Consider the following 18,853-nt stretch of genomic DNA (forward strand, 5'->3'; position numbering starts at 1 on the left):
GTCGAGTGCCGTCGGTCGTGCGAGCCGCATCGACGTCACCGTCGGCGTCGGCCGCCTGCGCTCAAGGGTGCGCCGGCTTGGCGCGGGATACGCGCTGCGTCGTGCCGAGCGCTTCGCGCCCCGTTTTCCGCCGGCCGCGTCGCCGCACCGACGCCGCTCGCGGACCCAGCCGCCGGCAAGAATCTCCCGCCGCACACCCCTCCCGGCATTCTCCTGATGAAAACCCCCGCCGCTTCCCGGTATGATTCGCAGCGCGCGCATTCTTTTTACGGATTTTTGATGCGCGCGGCGTGTCCAACCCGCCCGACGCCAAATCGAAACATTCTGTAATGTAAATTCCGTATACTCGTAATTTCTGACCCAGGCGTCGCCTGCCATCGTCTCAGGCGGACCGCCCATGCAGAACAACCAGCCAGATTCGTCGCCGCCCGGCCGTCCCGCGCCGCGACTTGCTATGCACCACCACTGAACAACCTATGTCTTCCCGCCACCCTGGGCCGCCCGGCCGTGCCGCGGCGGCGATCGCCCGTGTCTCGGCGCTGTTGCGCAACGAGCGCGTGCTGTCTCCGCTGCTCGCGCTCGGCATCGGCCTGCTGCTGATCGTGGTCTTCCAGCACCTGTCGCAATCCGTCGACTATCGGTCGGTGATCCGTCAACTGCGTCAAATGTCCGCCCGCGAATGGGGCGCGTCGCTGGCCGCGACGGCATTCAGCTATCTCGCCCTCGTCGCGCGGGACGCGGTCGGCCTGCGCTACGTCGGCGCCGCGGTGCCGCGTACGGCGCTGTGGACCGGCGCGATCGCCGGCTCCGCGCTCGGCAATGCGACCGGCTTCGGCGCGCTGACGGGCGGCGCGGTGCGCGCGCGCGTGTACGGCGTGTCGGGCGTCACGCCCGCGCAGATCGGTCGCATGACGGTCTTCACCAGCGGCACGCTCGCGCTCGCGCTGGTGCTGATGACGGCGGTGGGGATGGTCTGCGTGCCGCAGACGCTCGCCGCGATGCTGCACGTCGCGCCGGCCGTGCCGACGTGGAGCGGCGCGGCGCTGCTCGCGGCGCTGGCTGCGATGACGGCGATGTGCGGCCGCACCGCGCGACCGGTCGTCACGCGCTTCAAATGGCTGTCGTTCGACGTGCCGGCGCGGCGCGACCTCGTCGCCCAGGTCGTGTATGCGGTGCTCGACGTCGTGGCCGCGGGCCTGACGCTGTGGGTGCTGCTGCCGGCCGCGCCGGTCGGCTTCCCGACCTTCATCACCGTGTACGCGGCCGCGCTGCTGCTCGGCATGATCGGCCACACGCCGGGCGGGATCGGCGTGTTCGAGGCCGCGATGGTCTTCACGCTGGGCCGCGAAGTGCCCGCCCATGCGATGGTCGCCGCGCTGATCGCGTACCGCGCGATCTACTTCGGCGTGCCGCTCGTGCTGTCGGCCGGCCTGCTGGCCGGTTTCGAAGGCCGCGCGCTGCGCCACCGGCTCGTGTCGCGGCAGGCCGCGCGCGTGTCGCAGCTCGCGCCGCTGTTCCTGAGCCTCGTGACGTTCGCAGTCGGCGGGATGCTGGTGATTTCGAGCGCGACCCCGGCGTTCTGGCATCGGATCGCGATCCTGCGCAACATCGTGCCGCTGTGGGTGCTCGAGGGTTCGCAGGTGATCTGCAGCGTGCTGGGCGTCGCGTTGCTGTTCGTCGCGCGCGGGCTGCTGCGCCGGCTCGACGGCGCATGGTGGATGACCTTCGCGCTGACGCTCGCGAGCCTCGCGCTGTCGCTCGCGAAGGGGCTCGCCTTCGTCGAAGCCGGCGTGCTCGGCACGCTGCTCGTGCTGCTGCTCGTGAGCCGCCGCCGCTTCAACCGGCATTCGTCGCTGCTGGCCGAACGCTTCACGGTGAGCTGGTTCGTGTCGGTGACGATGGTGCTGATCCTCGCCGTGTGGGTGCTGTGCTTCGCGTTCCGCGACGTGCCGTACACGCGCGACCTGTGGTCGCATTTCTCGTTCGACGCGCGCGCGCCGCGCGCGTTGCGGGCGACGCTCGCGGCCGGCGTGTTCGTCGCGATGTTCGCGTTGTGGCAACTGCTGCGCCCGGCGCCCGGCCGCTTCGTGAAGCCGGCCGCGCAGGACCTGCTCGACGCCGAGCAGATCATCCGTGCGCAGGAATGCAGTGACGCGGGCCTCGCGCTGATGGGCGACAAGTCGTTCCTGTTCTCCGAATCGCGCCGCGCGTTCCTGATGTATGCGAAGAACGGCCGCACCTGGGCCGCGCTGCACGACCCGGTCGGGCCGCGTGAGGAATGGCCGGCGCTGATCAGCAAGTTCATCGCGCTCGCGCACGCGCACAGCGGCCGCGCCGCGTTCTACCAGGTGCGCGCCAACGCGCTGCCGTTGTATCTCGACGCGGGCCTCACGCTGATGAAGCTCGGCGAGGAAGCGCACATCGCGCTCGACCGGTTCGACCTGAAGGGCTCGAACCGCTCGCACCTGCGCTATGCGCTGCGCCGCGGCGAGAAGGACGCGCTGTCGGTCGAGGTGATCGCGCCGCACGACGTGCCGGCCGCGCTGCCGGCGCTGCGCGACATCTCCGACGGCTGGCTCGACAGCCGCGACGCACGCGAGAAGAGCTTCTCGGTGGCCGCGTTCCACGATGGCTATCTCGCGACGCAGTCGGTGATGCTGGTGCGCCAGGCCGACAAGCCGATCGCATTCGTCACGTTCATGACGACCGACCTCAACACCGAGGCGACCGTCGGCGTGATGCGCCATCTGCCGGAGGCGTCGCCGTATGCGATGGAGTATCTGTTTACGCAGCTCGCGCTGCATCTGAAGGAAGCGGGTTTCCTCAAGCTGAGCCTCGGCATCGCGCCGTTCTCGGGCATGGGGGCGGCGAAGATGCCGTCGCCGTGGCACCGGTTCGGACTGATGGTGTGGCGCTTCGGCGGCCGCTTCTACAACTTCCGCGGCTTGCGTGCGTTCAAGAGCAAGTTCGAGCCGCACTGGGAGCCGCGCTATCTGGCGGCCTCGGGCTCGGTCGGCGTGTTCGTCACGCTCGCGGATCTGTCCCTGCTGGCTGGAGGTCGGCGTTCATGATGTTGAAGAAGGGTATCGCGCAGACGGCAATCGTCTGCGTGGCAATGATGCTGGCCGGCGCCGCGAGCGCCGCACAACCTGTCGCGGCGAAGCCGGAAACCGTCTCCGGCGGCCGTTACGGCCCGGTGACCGTCACGAAGCCGAGCGGCCCGCTGCGCGGCTTCGTCGTGCTGTTCTCGCGCGAGCGCGGCTGGGGCGCGGCCGACCAGCAGGCGGCCGATGCGCTCGCGCAAGCGGGCGCGATGACGGTCGGCGTGGATTCGGAGCGCTACGCGGCCAATCTCGCCGCGAAGCAGGAGACCTGTCACCACCTCGACGGCGACGCCGAGGCGGTCAGCCACCAGCTCGAGCGCCTCGCGCAATCGGCACGCTATTACACGCCGATCGTCGCGGGCGTCGGGCAGGGCGGCGCGATCGCCCGGCAGATCCTGTCGATGGCGCCGGAGAACACCATCGCCGGCGTCGTGTCGGTCGAGCCGGCCGCGAAGCTCGATGCGCGCTTCAAGCCGTGCCCGCCCGATCCGACGATCGTGCGGCGCGCGATGCCGGGCTTCGTCGAAACGGCCGCCGCCGGCGACACCGCGAAGCTCGTGTCGCTCGTCACGGCCCATCTGCACGACACCAGCAGCAGCGATGAACTCGACGTCTCGGACCTGCCGCTCGTCGAGCTGCCGGCCAAGGGCGGCAGCGATCGCCTCGCGATCGTGATCTCGGGCGACGGCGGCTGGCGCGATCTCGACAAGACGATCGCCGAGGCGCTGCAGCGCGACGGCGTGTCGGTGGTCGGCATCGACAGCCTGCGCTATTTCTGGAGCGAGAAGCCGCCCGCGCAGGTGAGCCGCGACCTCGCGCGCGTGATGCGCACCTACACGGCGCGCTGGCATGCGAGCCGCGTCGCGCTGGTCGGCTACTCGTTCGGCGCGGACGTGATGCCGTTCGCCTACAACCGGCTGCCGGCCGAGCTGCGCGAGAAGGTCGCGGTGATGGCGTTGCTCGGCTTCGCGCCGGCCGCGGATTTCCAGATCCGCGTGACGGGCTGGCTCGGGATGCCGGCGAGCGACAAGGCGCTGAAGGTCGCGCCGGAAATCGCGAAGGTGCCGCCGCAGCTCGTGCAGTGCTTCTACGGCGCCGAAGAGAAGGACACGATGTGCCCGGCGCTCGTCAATACCGGCGCCGACGTGATCAAGACCGGCGGCGATCATCACTTCGGCCACGACTACATCGCGCTCGAGAAGAAGATCCTCGGCGGGTTCGGCAAGCCGGTGCCGGCGCGCTGATCGGCGGCGCCCGCGTCGCGGCGGGCGCGGCACGCAGGATGAGCGGAACGGGCGGCCTGAGGGTCGCCCGTTTTCATTGGTGGGCGGGGTGGCCGCCGTGCTCACGCGTCGAGGGAGCGAAGGGCTTGCACCGCACCGCACCGCGTACGTGCGCCGCCTGCACTGCGTGCGCGTGACGCTCAGCCGGCCTTGCGCACCGACGGTTCGGCGACGAGCTCGCCGAGCACGCGAATCGCGCGCTCGATGTCGCTGCTCCACGGATGGCCGAAATTCACGCGCACGCAGCGCTCGAAGCCGTGCGCGGCCGAGAACAGCGGCCCCGGCGCGAAGCTGATGCCGCGCGCGATCGCCTGCCGATGCAGCTCCATCGCGTCGATCGCGTCGGGAAACGACAGCCACAGAAAATAGCCGCCGTCGGGCCGCGTCCATTCGACGCCGGCCGGCAGCCAGCGCCGCAGTGCATCGTCCATGCGCGCGAGCTGCGCGTGCAGCGCGCCGCGCAGCTTGCGCAGATGACGATCGTAGCCGCCGTGCTCCAGATAGTTCGCGATGCCGGCCTGCGCCGGAATGCTGGCCGACAGCGTGGTCATCAGCTTGAGCCGCTGCACCCGTTGCGCGAAGCGGCCGGCCGCGGCCCAGCCGATCCGGTAGCCGGGCGCGAGCGTCTTCGAGAACGAGCTGCAATGCATCACGAGGCCGTGCCGGTCGAACGCACGCGCGGGCAGCGGATAGTCGGGGCCGAAATGCAGCTCGCCGTACACGTCGTCTTCGATCAGCGGCACGTCGCGCGCGGCGAGCATGTCGACCAGCGCGCGCTTTTTGTCTGCTGACAGCGTGACGCCGGTCGGGTTCTGGAAATTGGTCATGAACCAGCACGCGCGGATGTCGTGCTGGGCGAGCGCGTTCGCGAGCGCGTCGAGATCGAGGCCCGTGCGCGGATCGACCGGAATCTCGACCGCGCGCAGGTCAAGCCGCTCGATCGCCTGCAGCGCCGCATAGAAGCCGGGCGATTCGACGGCCACCACGTCGCCGGGCCGCGTGACGGCCATCAGGCACAGGTTCAGCGCCTCGAGCGCGCCGTTCGTGACGACGATCTCGTCGACGGGCTGCGCGATGCCGGTCGCGAGATAGCGCCGCGCGATTTGCCGGCGCAGCGCCTCGTTGCCGGGCGGCAGATCGACGACCGTGCTCCACGGACTCACGAGCCGCGTGGCCTGCGCCAGCGACTTCGCGAGGCGCGGCAGCGGGAACAGTTGCGGCGCCGGAAACGCGGAGCCGAGCGGCACGATGCCGGGCTGCGTCGCGGCGTCGAGCACCGAGAACACCAGATCGCTGATATCGACCTTGCGCGTGGCGCCCGCGCGCTGCGCGCCGTCTTGCGCGGGCGGCTGCGCTGCGGCGGCCGCACCGGGCGCGACGTAATAACCGGAACGTTCACGCGCGCGAATCAAGCCCCACTGCTCGAGCAGGTAATACGCGCGGAACACCGTCGACTGGCTCACGCCGTGCTGCGCGATGATCTGGCGCAGCGACGGCAGGCGCGTGCCGGCCGCGAGGTTGCCGTCGCGGATTTCGTCGGCGATCGTATGGGCGAGGGTTTCGTAGCGTTTCATCGGTACGGGCGCGGGCAGGGTGTCGCCTTGCAGGTGCGCCGACGCGGCGCGGCATCGGCGCGCCATTGTCCGATGCGCGGCCGGAAAAGGAAAGCGCGCGCGCAGCCGCGTCCGTCGTTCCCGCGAAGCCCGACTGCACACCGCTTGCGTACGGCTTGTTCCGATTGCATACGCATTGTTTTTATGGTCTTGTGGCACGATAGGCATCGACTCTAAAAAGGACAGTCGGATGCATTCGGGGAACGCGGGCGGGGACCGATTGATCAGGGGAATCGGCGTGGGTCAGCACGTGCGTCTGCACGCGAGCCGGGTCGTGTGCCGGCTGTTCGTCACGGCGCTGCTGTGCGTGCCGGGCGCTCGCGCATCCGCGGCCTCGGCCGAAGCGGCCGGCGACAACGTGCTGCGTGTGCTCGCGTGGCCGGGCTATGCCGACAACGATGTCGTCAGTGCCTTCGAGACGCAATTCCATGCGCGCGTCGAAGTGACCTTCGTCGATTCGGACGAGGCGCTGTGGAGCCGCATGCACAGCGCGTCGCCGCCGCCGTACGACGTGCTGGCGGCGAACACCGCCGAGATCCAGCGTTACGTGCGCGACGGCCTGCTCGCGCCGATCGAGCTTTCGCAGATCCCGAACCGCCGGCGGCAACTGCCGAATTTCCAGCAGCTCGACACGATCGGCGGCCTCGTCAGCAACGGCTTCGCTTATGCGATTCCGTTCACCTATTCGTCGATGGGCCTGATCTACGACCGCAAGCAGGTGCCGGTCGCGCCGCACTCGATGCTGGCGCTGTGGGACGCGCGTTACCGCGGCAAGGTGCTCGATTTCAACAGCGCGCAGCACAATTTTTCGTTCGCCGCGCTTGCCCTCGGCTATCCCGAGCCGTTTCGCCTGACGCCCGCGCAAACGCTTGCCGTCGCACGCAAGCTGGTCGACCTGCGGCGCAACCTGCTCACCTACTACACGCTGCCCGAAGAAGCGACCGCGCTGTTCGTCGCGCATCGTGCGGCGCTGATGTTCGGCAACTACGGGACGCAGCAGGTCGAGCAGCTGCGTCGCGCGGGCGCGGACGTCGGCTACGTGATTCCGGACGAAGGCGCGCTCGCCTGGCTCGATTGCTGGGGCGTCACGCGCGGCGTGCAGCATCGCGCGCTCGCGTTCGCCTGGATCAACTACATGCTGGAGCCGGCGGTCGGCACGCTGCTGACCGAGCGCCAGGGGCTCGCCAACACGCTGCAGCCGACGCCCGGTCTCGACGCCGGGCACCAGCATCTGGTGTGGCTGCAGCCGGTGGAGGACATCGCGCGGCGCGAGGCATTGTGGAGCCGCATCGTGTCGGGCGATCGCCCGGAGCGGTTCGACAAATGATCAGGCTCGGGCTCACGTCGAAGCTGTCGGTGCTGTTCGCGTGCATCGGCGTGATCGCGGCCGGCACGACCGGCTACTACGCCTATCGCGCGAACCGGACGATGCTCGTGCTCGAGGCGCAGCACAGCCTGCTGATGTCGACGCACCTGCTCGGGAAGCGCTTCACGACCGCGCTGTCCGACGTCGCCGACGATGCGCTCGTGCTCGCGCAGCTGCCTTCGTCCGCGCGCGTCGCGCTCGGCACGGACCCCGACCGCGCGCCGCGCACGCGGCTCGAGCAGGTGTACGTCAGTTTCATGCGCAACCATCCCGAGTATCTGCAGATCCGGCTGATCGCGCGCGCGGATTTCGGGCTCGAGCGGCTTCGCGTCGACCGCGACGCGCACGGCGTGGTCGTGTTGCCGGAGACGATGTTTCAGGAGAAGGGCCAGTTTTCATACGTCTTCGACACGCTCGCGACGGCGCCCGGCCACATCTACCTGTCGCCGATCGGGATCGATCACGAGAACGGTTCGCACGAAGCCGAAGGGTTGCCGATGCTGCGGGTGGGCACGCCGGTGGTCGACGTGCACGGCCGGATCGTCGGCGCGCTGGTGATCGACGTCGAGCTGTCGCGCATGTTCGAACGGCTGGAGCGCGACCTGCCGCAGGACTATGCGGTGTACATGGCGAACGAGTGGGGCGACTTCATCGTGCATCCCGATCCGTCGCAGACCTTCGGCTTCGATCGCGGCCGGCGCGTGCTGATGCAGGACAGCTTTCCAGCCACGCGGCTGCTGTTCGGCGGGGTGCGCACGAACGTGACGCTCGACGGGCTCGCCGAGCCCGACACGCTGCCGGGCGAGATGGCGGCGTTCGTGCGCACGCCGTTCGGCAACGCCGAAGGCAACCGCTTCGTCGTGCTGGGCGCCTCGCGCCCGCTCGCCGACGTGCTGACGCCGGCCGGGATTCTCGGTGAGCGGATCGTCCGGATGGTGCTGCTGATGAGCGTCGCCGCGGTGATTCTCGCGATCCTGTTCGCGCGCGCGATCACGCGGCCGCTGCAGATGCTCGCGCGCGCGGCGACCCACGTGTTCGACGAGCGGGCCACCGAGCGGCTGCCCGTCGCGCGCGCCGACGAGATCGGCGTGCTCGCGCGCTGCTTCGACAGCATGCGCGTCGAGATCCGCACGCAGGTTGCGATGTTGCGCGCGAAGCAGCAGGAGCTCGCGCATCTGGCCGGTCACGATCCGTTGACCGGACTGCCGAACCGCCTGCTGTTCATGGAGCGCCTCGAGGAGGCGATCGGGCACGCGGCCGCGACGCGCGACGGGCTCGCGGTGATGTTCGTCGATCTCGACCGCTTCAAGCAGATCAACGACCAGCACGGCCACGCGGCCGGCGACCGCGCGCTCGTCGCCGTCGCGACGCGGCTGACTCAGGTGCTGCGCACCGGCGACATGGCGGCGCGGCTCGGCGGCGATGAATTCATCGTGCTGATCGCCGACGTGCGCTCGCCGACGGTCATCGACGAGATCGCGTCGCGTATCCAGATCGTGATGGCGCAGGAGATGGAGTTCGGCGACCGGCAACTGGCGGTGGGCGCGAGCATCGGCGTCAGCGAGTATCCGGCCGACGGCACATCGGCCGAGGAACTGCTGGTGAAGGCCGACGCGGCGATGTACGCGGCGAAGGCGTCGGCGCAGAGCGCATGCGTGCGGTATCAGACCTTGCTGGGCAGCGGTGTCGTGGCCGACGGCGCGCAGCGCGCGGCGGCCGAGGACGGCTGCTGAGCATGGTGGCCGGGCAGTGGATGCCGGGCCAAGAAACGACGCGAGCCCGTCTCGCGACGGGCTTGCCGGAGCTGCGTCGGCCGCGCGAGGCGCGCGGCGGCACGCTTAGTGGCCGAAATAGACCGAGTCGTGTGCCGGGCGCACCTTGACGGCTGCCGGTGCGCCGCCCTCGACTACCGCGGCCGGCTGTGCGCCGTAGCCGCTGTCGTCGACCGCGTGTACGCGGGCTTGGGCGGCCTGGATGTCGGCAGGATAGTGCGGGCTCGACTGGCTCGGCGTGTAGCCTGCGTGTTCGAGTTGAACCAGTTCGTTGCGCAACTGCGCACGGGTGACGGTGCTTTGCGCGTATGCGCCGACCGAAGCGGACAGGGCGACAGCGGCAACGACTGCGGAAACGAGCGACTTCATGATGACCTCCGATGTTCTATTGAGTTCGCCGGCGACACCGTGTCGTGAGCGATTGATTACATCGTAGGCGTCGGAAGATTCAGGGTAAACGCGGGTTTCGACGAAAGATTCTTTTGGTGAGGGCAACAATCGCGGGCGCAAACGAAGGCGAAACGGGATTCGTCCCCGCATGCATCCCACGCGGGTCGACGGTGGACGGCGGAGGCCAGCGGCCCGTTTCAGACGCCGTCCGCGTCGTCGATTTCCTTGCGCTCGCGGCGTTCCTCGTTGCCGCGGCGCGCGCGCAGACGCTGGCGCGACAGGACCGCGATCACCTGCTGGGTCGGCGCGTCCGACGGCAGTTCGTTGCGGATGCGATCGGGCACCATCGGCAAGCCCGCGCGCTGCCGGCGCAGTGCCTTCGCGATCGCGCGGCGACACTCGTCGCCGTGGCAATCCCATTCATCGCGGATTCGGTGGCAGTAACGGCATGGTTCCATGCCGGACAGTCTAACGCGTGTTGCGGATCGAGGCCGGATGGCGGCAGCGGCGGCGGTGCGGCAATCCGGATACCGCGCGTGCGGCGATCCAATGAACCGCGCGGCGCGCGGCGGCCGTCATTTTCCGTCGACGCGCGCGCGATCGGCATGAGCCACCGGCGCAGCGGCAGGCCGCAGCACGGCCGATTTCCAGATCATCTGCGCGGCGGCGGCCAGCACGAACAGCAGGACGACCGTGCGAAACACGCGCGGCGACATCCTGTCGCGTAGCGGCCGGACGAGCCACATGCCGGCGATCGCGGGAACGCTGGCCGCGGCCGAGATCGCGAGGTCCGCGCCGCTCGCATGCGCGGCGCCGCTGAACGTCGTGATCAGCGTGACGATCGACACGACGAGGATGATCGCGATCTGCTTCGTGAACGCGCGGCCGGTCGCGCCCGCCGAAATGAGGTACGTGGCGAGCAGCGGGCCGGGCACCGACGCGATGCTCTCCATCAGCGCGGCGCCGAAACCCAGCACGAAGCCGACCGGCCGTTGCCATGCGGGCGGCAGCGTCAGCTTCGGCGCGCTCAGCATCAGCGCGGCGGCGACGATCAGCAGCAGGCCCGATGCGGCCTGCGCGTGACGCGCGTTCATCGCCAGCAGGATGACGACGCCGACGATGTTGCCGAGTACCGTGCCGACGATCGGCGCGGCGATCTTGCGCGCGGTGGCCAGCAGTTGGCCGCCTTCCAGCGCCTGCGGGATGTTGCCCAGAATGATCGGCATCGACAGCAGCAGCACCGCATCGCGAATCGGCAGGAACTGGCTGAGGATCGGCATCGCCACCAGCGGCACGCCGATGCCCGTGATGCCCTTGACCATGCCGCCCAGCAGCAGCGCAACCGCGATGCCGGCCAGATCGGGCAGCGAGAGCCCGTGCAGGGCGGATACCAGCACACCTACTGTCAGATTCATGTCGATTGCCGACGCGTGCGCGCGTGCACGCGGTTGTCGTGTTGTCGGGTTGTCGGATCGAGCCGGCCGCGCTGTTGCAGCGCGCGGCCCGATGCGACGCCGCATGTTACCCGAGCCGCGCGGGCATCGCGCACATGCTGCAGCGCCGCTTCGATCCGGTTCATGCGAATCGACCGTATCATGCAGACGGTTCACGCATCGAAACAAGGAAACCAGATGACGCTTGCGCAGTTGCAGGCGCTGGCGGCCGTCGTCGAACTCGGTTCGCTGACGGCCGCGGCCGAGCGGCTCAGCCGCAGTCAGTCCGCGATCAGCCACGCGCTGACCGAGCTCGAGGACCTCACCGGCGTCAAGCTGTTGTTGCGCGACCGCCAGCCGGTCGTGCTGACCGCTTCCGGCGAACGCCTGTGGCCGTACGTGCAGAACGTCGTCCGCGACGCGCATACGCTGCGCCAGCAGTTCGCGCTGTCGCGCGGCAAGCTCGAAGGCCGGCTGGTGGTCGCGTCGCTGCCGAGCGTGTCGCTTGCCTTCGTCGTGCCGGCGCTGGAGGCGTTGAAAGCCGCGCACGCGGGCGTGACCGCGGTGCTGCTCGAAGGCACCGATGCGGAGGTCGAAGGCTGGATCGACGATGGGACGGCCGACATCGGCGTGGTCGCCGGCGCGAAGACGTTCCCGAACACGCTGCCGCTGCTCGACGAGGAGTTCGTCGCGGTGACGGCGCCCGACCTGTTCGAAGGCCGCCACAGCGTGTCGCCGAAGCGGCTCGCCGCGCTGCCCTTCATCTTCTCGAAGGCCGGCTGCGGGCCGGTGATCGCGGATTACTTCGCGCGCAACGGCGCGTCGCTGCGCGCGGCGTTCAACGTGGTCGAGATGCGCACGATCCTGTCGATGGCGGAAGCCGGGATGGGCGTCTCGATCGTTCCGCGCATCACGCTCACGTACTCGCGCTTCGGCGGTCGCGTGCTCGAGCTGTCGCCGCGGCTGCACCGGTCCGTGCGCTTGGCGTGGAAGGCGGCCGGCAACGCGGTCGTCGACGAATTCGTGGGGCTGGTCGACGCGCAGCGTGCCAGGACCGGGAAGACCGTCCGTACGCGGGCGAAGAAGGCGAAGTAGGGCGCCGGCCCGCGCGATGCAGACTGCTCATCAGAGGCTTGCAGTTTATTCATGCCGACGCAGGCCGACATGCACTACATTGTTCGACGTTCACCCGTCACCCGATATCGCGCAAGGAGCCCGCCGTGCCGACGCTGCCCACCCTGATTGCGTTTGGACTCGTATCGCTCGGCATGGCGCTCACGCCCGGCCCGAACATGCTGTACCTCATCTCGCGCTCGATCTGCCAGGGCCGCCGCGCCGGGCTCGTGTCGCTCGGCGGCGTCGCGCTGGGCTTCGTGTTCTACATGTTCTGCGCGGCATTCGGCATCACCGCGCTGTTGCTGACGGTGCCGTACGCGTATGACGCGCTGCGTTTCTGCGGCGCCGCATACCTGCTGTATCTCGCGTGGCAGGCGCTGCGGCCCGGCGGTCGCTCCGCGTTCGAGGTCCGGCAACTGCCGCACGACAGCGGCGCGCGACTCTTCGCAATGGGCTTCGTCACGAACCTGGCGAACCCCAAGATCGCGGTGATGTACCTATCGCTGCTGCCGCAGTTCATTTCGCCCGCATACGGCAGTGTGCTCGCGCAATCGCTGGCGCTGGGCTGCGTGCAGATCACGGTGAGCGTCAGCATCAACGCGCTGATTGCCTGCATGGCCGGCTCGATCGCCGGCTTCCTCGCCGGCCGGCCGCTGTGGGCGCGCACGCAACGCTGGCTGATGGGCACCGTGCTGGCCGGCCTCGCCGTGCGTATCGCGGTCGAATCGCGCAACTAGCGCGCGGCACGGTGCGTGACGATCGGCATCGCGCGGATCGTCACGCCGTGCCGATGAGTCATCGCGCGTATGCCGCGCGACCGTCCGCAGCGTCGGCGCGAGGCCGCAGCGCCGCGCTGCGCGGCGTGCGGCCACCGGATCAATGCTCGCGGCGCTGCTTGCGCAACTCGATCGTCTCGAACAGCTCGTACTGCGGGCTCGGGTGCTGGTCCGCACCGGGCGCATGGTAGTAGCGCATCGTGATCGTCGTGTGGCCGCCGGGCTTGCCCGGATCGTGGTCGAACACCGCGATCCCGTAACCGGTGCCCGTATCGCGTCGCGCCGACCAGATCGCGTCCTCGAGCGCGTCGGCGGGCTTGCGCACGAACGTGTTCGGCGCCGTGCCGGGCACCGGCCGGTTCGGTTTCGTGAAGACCTTCGCCTGCGCGTAGCCGGTCGCCGGGTTTTCTCCGTACACGTCGAGCGGCGCGCTGGTGCCGCCGCCGCCGAGGATCAGATGGATCGTGCCGGCGCTCGTGTCGAACGTGGTGCGGTCCGGGTCGGCCGGGCCGACCGGGCGCGGCTGCAGCGTTTCGACCACTTCGCCGGTCGAGGCGTCGACCCCCGCGCGGTGATTGCAGCCGCGCACCGGGTAGCTGCGCTCGTAGTCGTGATCGTGGCCGCACAGCACCAGATCGACGCCGTAGCGGTCGAACAGCGGCAGCCACGCTTCGCGGATGCCCTTGTCGGAGCCGTTGCCCGTCTTCGACGAACTCAGCGCGTCCTGATGCATCTGCACGACGATCCAGTCGATGTCGTCGTCGTGCGCCGCGTGGCGCAGCGTGTGCTCGAGCCAGCGCGTCTGCTCGCCGTTGCTGTAGCCGCGCACGTAGAACGACGTGCCCGGCTCGATCGGCGCGTGGCCGGTGCTCGCGGCCGGCACCAGCGGCGCGGGGCCGGCGACGAAGGCGGCGGCGTCCTGGTAGACGACGTCGTCGGCGTCGAGCGAGATGAACAGGACCGAGCTCACGCGGAAGCTGTACCAGCGGCCCGGAAAGCGCGTGCCGTTCTCGGGCAGCTGGTAGCGCGCGAGATACGAGTCGAGCCCTTGCGGGCCGTTGTTGAACTCGATCTCGTGATTGCCGGGGCACGGCATCCACGGCCGGTTCGCGGCCGACGACTGGTTGTTGTTGCCGAAGTCGCGCCATACCTCGGGCTGGTGCGCGGGGTTCAGGTTCGCGTAGCAGAGGTCGCCGTTCAGCAGGTGGAACAGCGGCTGGAATTGCTCGACGGCCTGCACCGCGAAGCGGCTCTGCGGCGACGACAGCACCCATGCGCCGTTCGGCGTCGCGAGGTCGCCGTAGCTCGTGAAGCGGAACGGCGCGCGCCCGCGCGGAGCGGTTGCGAACGTCGCGGCGAACGGCTGCGCGGCGTTGCTGTCGTTGTCGGCGGTGAGCTCGTAGCGATAGCGCGTGTTCGGCTTGAGCCCATGCACGCGCGCGTGGTAGGTGAACACCGTTTCGCCGTTCAGGCCGTCGGTGTAGATGCGTTGCACGCCGTGCACGGTGCGTGCCGGTTCGCCGTCGGCGACGATGCGTGCGCGCGGGTTGACGGCCGGCGCGAGCGACGCCCACGAGATCGCGACTTCGGAGCTCGGGTCGTTGCCCCACGTCAGATGCACCTGCTCGGGGGTGCCGTCCGGCGTCGCGGCGGCCGCGCGTGCAGCGCCGAGGCCGCTCGCCGCAGTGGCGAGGCTGGAGACGCCGGCCAGTTTCAGGAAGCCGCGACGCGACACGGAAGCGGCCGGCTCGTTCGACGCGTTCGATTCGTTCGACTCGGCGGTGAAGGTGTCCTGGTTCGACATGATCGGATTTTCGTTGGATGACACGCGCAAGGCGGAACCGTCCGGCCGTGCGCATGCACGCCCGGAGGAGCGGCCGGAAACGAGCGGGAATCCGGTGCCACGCATTGTCGAAGCGCAGTTTTGCCGCGGTGTGACAGACGACTTTCGACACGTGGACGGGATGCTTCGGATGGCAGCGTCGCGCGTGCCGGTCGCCGGAGGTTCAACGGCGGCGTCGCGATCAATTTGCCCGCTTGCAGCGTTGGACGGCGGTGCGGTCGCGTCGGTCGATTCGGTCACTTCCGCAGATGGACGGTGCTGCGACGCCTTTCATTAAGCCGTCAATTTCATTACGTTCTGGCGTGCGATGAACGGCTGCGCTCGCTTTGGCTCGGGGGCGAGCCGGAACGCGCGATAGGCGGCCAGATCGTCGTGCGAACCGACGTCTTGCGACGCCGAAGCCGGCTGCGCCGCTGACCATTTGCGGCACGACTCAGCCGCGCCGTCGCTCACGCGGACGGCCGCGATGCGGCGGGCGTCGGCGACGCGCCGGCGTCGATGCGACGGAACACGACCGACGACAGCAGCGTAACCGCGCCCATGCAGACGAACGACAGCATGAAACCGCTCGCCATCGCGCCCGATTGCCGCGCGAACAGGTTCACCAGCCCGCCGCCGATCGACACGCCGAGCGCCATCGCGAGCATCTGCATCATCGTGAACAGGCTGTTGCCGCTGCTCGCGTCGGCGTGCGACAACCCCTTGAGCGTCACCGCGTTCATCGCGGCGAACTGCATCGAGTTGGCCGCGCCGAACACGATCAGCAGCGCGATCTCCAGCGCCGGCGCCGGCCGCGCGCACACCAGCGCGAATCCGGCGATCGCCGTGCCGACGATTGCCGTGTTCACGACGAGGAATGCCGAATAGCCGAACCGTTTCGCGAGCGGCGCGATCCATCGCTTCGCGATCACGCCGGCGATCGCGGCCGGCAACATCATCGTGCCCGACTGCAGCGGCGTGTAGCCGAGCTGCACCTGCATCAGCAGCGGCAGCATGAACGGCACCGCGCTCGTGCCGATCCGGCACAGCAGGTTGCCGAGCAGCCCCGCGCCGAAATTCGGCTCGCGAAACAGGCCGAGCCGGAACAGCGGCTGCGCGCGGCGGCGCGCATGCGGCAGATAGGCGAGCGCGCTCGCCGCGCCGAGCGCGGCAAGGCCGGCGGCCCACGCGGCGCGGTGTGCGGCCATCGGCGGATCGATCGCGAGCGACAGCGCGATCATCGCGGCCGACAGCAGCGCACAGCCGGCGAAGTCGAAGCGCGGCGGCCGGGCCGCCCGATCGTGCGGCAGAAAGCGCTGCACCATGACGAAGCCGAGCATGCCGACCGGTACGTTGACGATGAACACCCAGTGCCATGAGATCGCCTGCGTGAGCCAGCCGCCGAGCGTCGGCCCGACGATCGGCCCGAGCTGCCCGGCGGTCGACACGAACGCGATCGCCGCGACGTACCGCTCGCCCGGCACGCGCCGCAACACGGCGAGCCGCCCGATCGGCAGCAGCATCGAGCCGCCGACGCCTTGCACGGCGCGTGCGAGCACGAGCTGACCGAGCGAGTGCGACGCGGCGCAGGCGACCGATGCGAGCGAGAACATCAGGATCGCGACCGAGAACACGCGTCGCGTGCCGAACCGGTCGGCGAGCCAGCCCGACGCGGGCGTGAGCATCGCCATCGTCAGCGTGTACGCGACCACGACCGGCTGCATCGCCAGCGGCGATGCGTGCAGGCTGTGCGCGATCGACGGCAGGGCGGTGTTGACGATCGTCGTGTCGAGCGACTGCATGAAGAACGCGGCGGCGACGATCCACAGCAGCGCGGCGTGTGAGGGTTCGCGGGACATGAAGGAATTGGGCGAGCGATGGCCGGCGACGCGCAGGTTGCGGGGCCGCGGCGGGCGCACGTCGGCGCGTGCGCCGGTTGACGAGACCACGATGGTACCGATTCCGGACGGCGCCGGAAAGCCGCGGCGATCATGCGGTGCACATGAGCGCCGGGTGGATGCTGGTCGATCGCGCCGTGCGGTTCGCGGCATGCGCGGTGGTGGACGATCTGATCGTCGCCGGCCGCCGCGCGGTTGCGGGCCGGCACGCGTAGAGCGCACGACGTGCGCGGGCGCGAGGGGACGTCGGACGCGCAAGCCAGACCCGCAGCCTCACTTCGGCAATGCCGGATCTGCGTCGCTCCGACGGGCGGGCCTGGCACCGGATGCGCACCCGTGCATGCCGATTCGTTTCCCGCAGACTGGTTGCGTGCGCATCGTCCGCGCGATTCGTTTCCGCTTCGCCCCGAGCCATCGCCCGTTGTCACATCGATGAAACGCTTTTCCCCGACGAATGCTGCCGCGCGAGCTTGTCCTTGCGCGTTGCAGTACGAGCCACGGCCGCTGCACCGCGCCGCCGCCCGTGACTGGCCGGAAACGGATGCGTTCCTGCAACATTTCCATCGGCTGCGCTGCCGAACGACAGCCTACGCCCAACGGCGATGCTTGCGCCGCAACGGTCTGCGCCGTCTGGCACGTGCCTTGCGATGATGCCCGTGCCGCTCGACACCGCGACAGATGGCAACGACGAATCGCGGGAGCGGCGCAAAACGACATCGAAATATCGGGGTATCGGATCGAGCCGCAGGATCGCGGCGGTTCGTGTCGGACGCAGGTTGCGTCGTATCGGCGACATGAACGGGCTACAGGTTCGCTCCGTCAAACAGCAAGCTTGCTTGCGGGATGTCGTGCCGGGGAGGCCCGCTGCGGGTGGCGCATGGCGCTGCACGCAGCGGGTCGGCGCGCTTCGAGGAAGCTGGCGCACGCGCGCGGAAAGCGGATTCTTCACAACCGAAGCGCTGCGCTCAGCACGGAGCCGACGCGGGCCGTTACCGTTCGCGCGTATTGTGAGCGAGTCCATCGCGGGTAGCCGCGGACCATGCCGCGTGTGTCGAGCCGCGTGCGACGCGGTGTCAGCGCGCCTGCGCGGCGCCGAGCCCGAGAAACGGAAACGGCCTGGCCGGACGGAACGCGGCGGAAACCTCCCCACTGAACGTATTGCGCTGCTCTTTGCCGAGGTCGAGGCGCTTGACCGGCGCACCGGCGGCGAAGTCGACTTTCTTGAGATCGATCCAGAAGGTGTTCGGCGTCAGCGCCGATTCGAAGAAATAGAGCATGCGCTTGTGGTCGGCAACGGTGCGCCACCGCGTCGACGAGATGTTCGGCTCGTCCGGTGTCGTGATGCCGTACGGGACCGACACGTTGCGGATCACGCTGAACACGCTCGCGAGTGCGATGCCCGGATCTTCGCTCTTGGGTATCGCGTCGATGTAAAACGACGCGCGCGCAAACCGGTCGGCCGCGCGATTGGTCCCCGGTAACCAGACCGTGCCGCCGATCTGCTTCCAGTAGGCGTTCAGCGCGAGCTGCGCATCGAACGTCGGCGAGTTCGTCATGACCTGATACTGCCGGCCGTGATGGATGACCTGCCGGCCGTCGATGTATTCGACGATCGCGCTGTCGCCGGTGGCGTCCGACATCGACAGGTGCAGGGTGGCGAGCCGCTGTTCTCCAGGGACGTTGTCGGTGACGATCGTGAACGGCTCCTTCTCGAGCGCGCTGACCGCTTCGGCAACGGTCGCGAAGTTGTCGAGCACGTACTGCGCCCATGCCGCAATGGTCAGGCCCGGTTTGGAATTCCGGTCGAACGCCGGGTATTTCGATTCGACGAGCCAGAGCAACTCGGCCGCGAGCCCCTTCTCGTTCATCCCGTCGGTGGTCGACACGTCGTAGCCCGTCGCGACGACGCTGCCGTATCGGGCCACCCATTTCAGCGAGTTCGGCCCGGCCTCGCCGCTGCGCTCGATGCCGCGCGGCAGGATGTAGAGGTTCGTGGCGATGTCCTGTTTCCAGTCCATCGAGCGGGCCGTGATGACGTCGTCGTCCGCACCCAGATACACGACCCGCGTGCAGGCGGGCGATGAAACGGACGTGGCGGCAAACGTCGCGGCGGCGACGACGCAGGGCAAGACCGAACGAAGCGGGCGGCGCATGGTGGCTCCTGTTGTGGTTATGAGACCCGGGAAGCTCGACGCCCGGTGCGTGCCGCTCGGATTCGGCGCGCATCGGGTGGCACGAGTGTAATCGATGCGATGTGGTCGCGCGGCCGATGCGCGCGCA

At 69.1% G+C, this 18,853-nt stretch carries 14 protein-coding genes; 6 read left to right on the plus strand and 8 right to left on the minus strand.

Annotation, left to right across the window (positions count from 1 at the left end):
- Positions 1-476: 476 nt before the first annotated feature.
- Positions 477-3,071 (plus strand): bifunctional lysylphosphatidylglycerol flippase/synthetase MprF, encoded by a 2,595-nt coding sequence (mprF, locus tag AK36_RS04350; RefSeq protein WP_045577941.1) that lies wholly within the window; start codon positions 477-479, stop codon positions 3,069-3,071.
- Positions 3,068-4,348, plus strand: coding sequence for a virulence factor family protein (locus tag AK36_RS04355; RefSeq protein ID WP_045577942.1), 1,281 nt, complete (start codon positions 3,068-3,070; stop codon positions 4,346-4,348). Before mprF ends, AK36_RS04355 begins: the two co-directional genes overlap by 4 nt.
- A gap of 179 nt (positions 4,349-4,527) precedes the next feature.
- On the opposite strand, the gene AK36_RS04360 is transcribed toward AK36_RS04355, so the two are convergent.
- Positions 4,528-5,961, minus strand: coding sequence for an aminotransferase-like domain-containing protein (locus tag AK36_RS04360; protein WP_011882316.1), 1,434 nt, complete (start codon positions 5,959-5,961; stop codon positions 4,528-4,530).
- A 229-nt stretch (positions 5,962-6,190) separates the two neighbouring features.
- On the opposite strand from AK36_RS04360, the gene AK36_RS04365 reads away from it, so the two are divergent.
- Both AK36_RS04365 and AK36_RS04370 read left to right on the plus strand, forming a co-directional pair.
- Positions 6,191-7,327 (plus strand): extracellular solute-binding protein, encoded by a 1,137-nt coding sequence (locus AK36_RS04365; protein WP_045577943.1) that lies wholly within the window; start codon positions 6,191-6,193, stop codon positions 7,325-7,327.
- Positions 7,324-9,099, plus strand: a complete 1,776-nt coding sequence (locus AK36_RS04370; protein ID WP_045577944.1) for a diguanylate cyclase domain-containing protein — start codon at positions 7,324-7,326, stop codon at positions 9,097-9,099. The genes AK36_RS04365 and AK36_RS04370 overlap by 4 nt, the downstream gene beginning before the upstream one ends.
- A gap of 105 nt (positions 9,100-9,204) precedes the next feature.
- Here the strand turns inward: AK36_RS04370 and AK36_RS04375 are convergent, their stop codons facing one another.
- From AK36_RS04375 to AK36_RS33660, 4 genes are all read right to left on the minus strand, one after another.
- Positions 9,205-9,507 carry a DUF4148 domain-containing protein gene (locus AK36_RS04375; protein ID WP_011882313.1) on the minus strand — a complete coding sequence of 101 codons (303 nt, stop codon included), beginning with the start codon at positions 9,505-9,507 and terminating at the stop codon, positions 9,205-9,207.
- 218 nt (positions 9,508-9,725) lie between these two features.
- Positions 9,726-9,986, minus strand: a complete 261-nt coding sequence (locus AK36_RS04380) for a hypothetical protein (protein WP_011882312.1) — start codon at positions 9,984-9,986, stop codon at positions 9,726-9,728.
- Positions 9,987-10,103: 117 nt separating this feature from the next.
- Positions 10,104-10,943, minus strand: coding sequence for a sulfite exporter TauE/SafE family protein (locus AK36_RS04385; protein ID WP_045577945.1), 840 nt, complete (start codon positions 10,941-10,943; stop codon positions 10,104-10,106).
- Entirely contained in the window at positions 10,940-11,107 is a 168-nt protein-coding gene (locus AK36_RS33660) for a hypothetical protein (RefSeq protein ID WP_155626128.1), read from the minus strand. Before AK36_RS33660 ends, AK36_RS04385 begins: the two co-directional genes overlap by 4 nt.
- A 52-nt stretch (positions 11,108-11,159) precedes the next feature.
- Between AK36_RS33660 and AK36_RS04390 the strand changes: the two genes are divergently transcribed.
- Both AK36_RS04390 and AK36_RS04395 read left to right on the plus strand, forming a co-directional pair.
- Positions 11,160-12,056 (plus strand): LysR family transcriptional regulator, encoded by an 897-nt coding sequence (locus AK36_RS04390; RefSeq protein WP_045577946.1) that lies wholly within the window; start codon positions 11,160-11,162, stop codon positions 12,054-12,056.
- A gap of 125 nt (positions 12,057-12,181) precedes the next feature.
- Positions 12,182-12,814: a LysE family translocator gene (locus AK36_RS04395; protein WP_045577947.1), complete on the plus strand. Its 633-nt coding sequence runs from the start codon at positions 12,182-12,184 to the stop codon at positions 12,812-12,814.
- A gap of 139 nt (positions 12,815-12,953) precedes the next feature.
- Here AK36_RS04395 and AK36_RS04400 read toward each other — a convergent pair whose 3' ends face one another.
- The 3 genes from AK36_RS04400 to AK36_RS04410 form a co-directional block, all read right to left on the minus strand.
- Positions 12,954-14,657: a purple acid phosphatase family protein gene (locus AK36_RS04400; RefSeq protein WP_043292459.1), complete on the minus strand. Its 1,704-nt coding sequence runs from the start codon at positions 14,655-14,657 to the stop codon at positions 12,954-12,956.
- Between the two features lie 488 nt (positions 14,658-15,145).
- Positions 15,146-16,534: a DHA2 family efflux MFS transporter permease subunit gene (locus AK36_RS04405; protein WP_045578418.1), complete on the minus strand. Its 1,389-nt coding sequence runs from the start codon at positions 16,532-16,534 to the stop codon at positions 15,146-15,148.
- A gap of 1,112 nt (positions 16,535-17,646) precedes the next feature.
- Positions 17,647-18,726: a linear amide C-N hydrolase gene (locus AK36_RS04410; protein ID WP_011882305.1), complete on the minus strand. Its 1,080-nt coding sequence runs from the start codon at positions 18,724-18,726 to the stop codon at positions 17,647-17,649.
- Positions 18,727-18,853: the final 127 nt, after the last annotated feature.

The sequence above is a fragment of the Burkholderia vietnamiensis LMG 10929 genome (assembly GCF_000959445.1).
In the GTDB taxonomy this organism is placed as follows: domain Bacteria; phylum Pseudomonadota; class Gammaproteobacteria; order Burkholderiales; family Burkholderiaceae; genus Burkholderia; species Burkholderia vietnamiensis.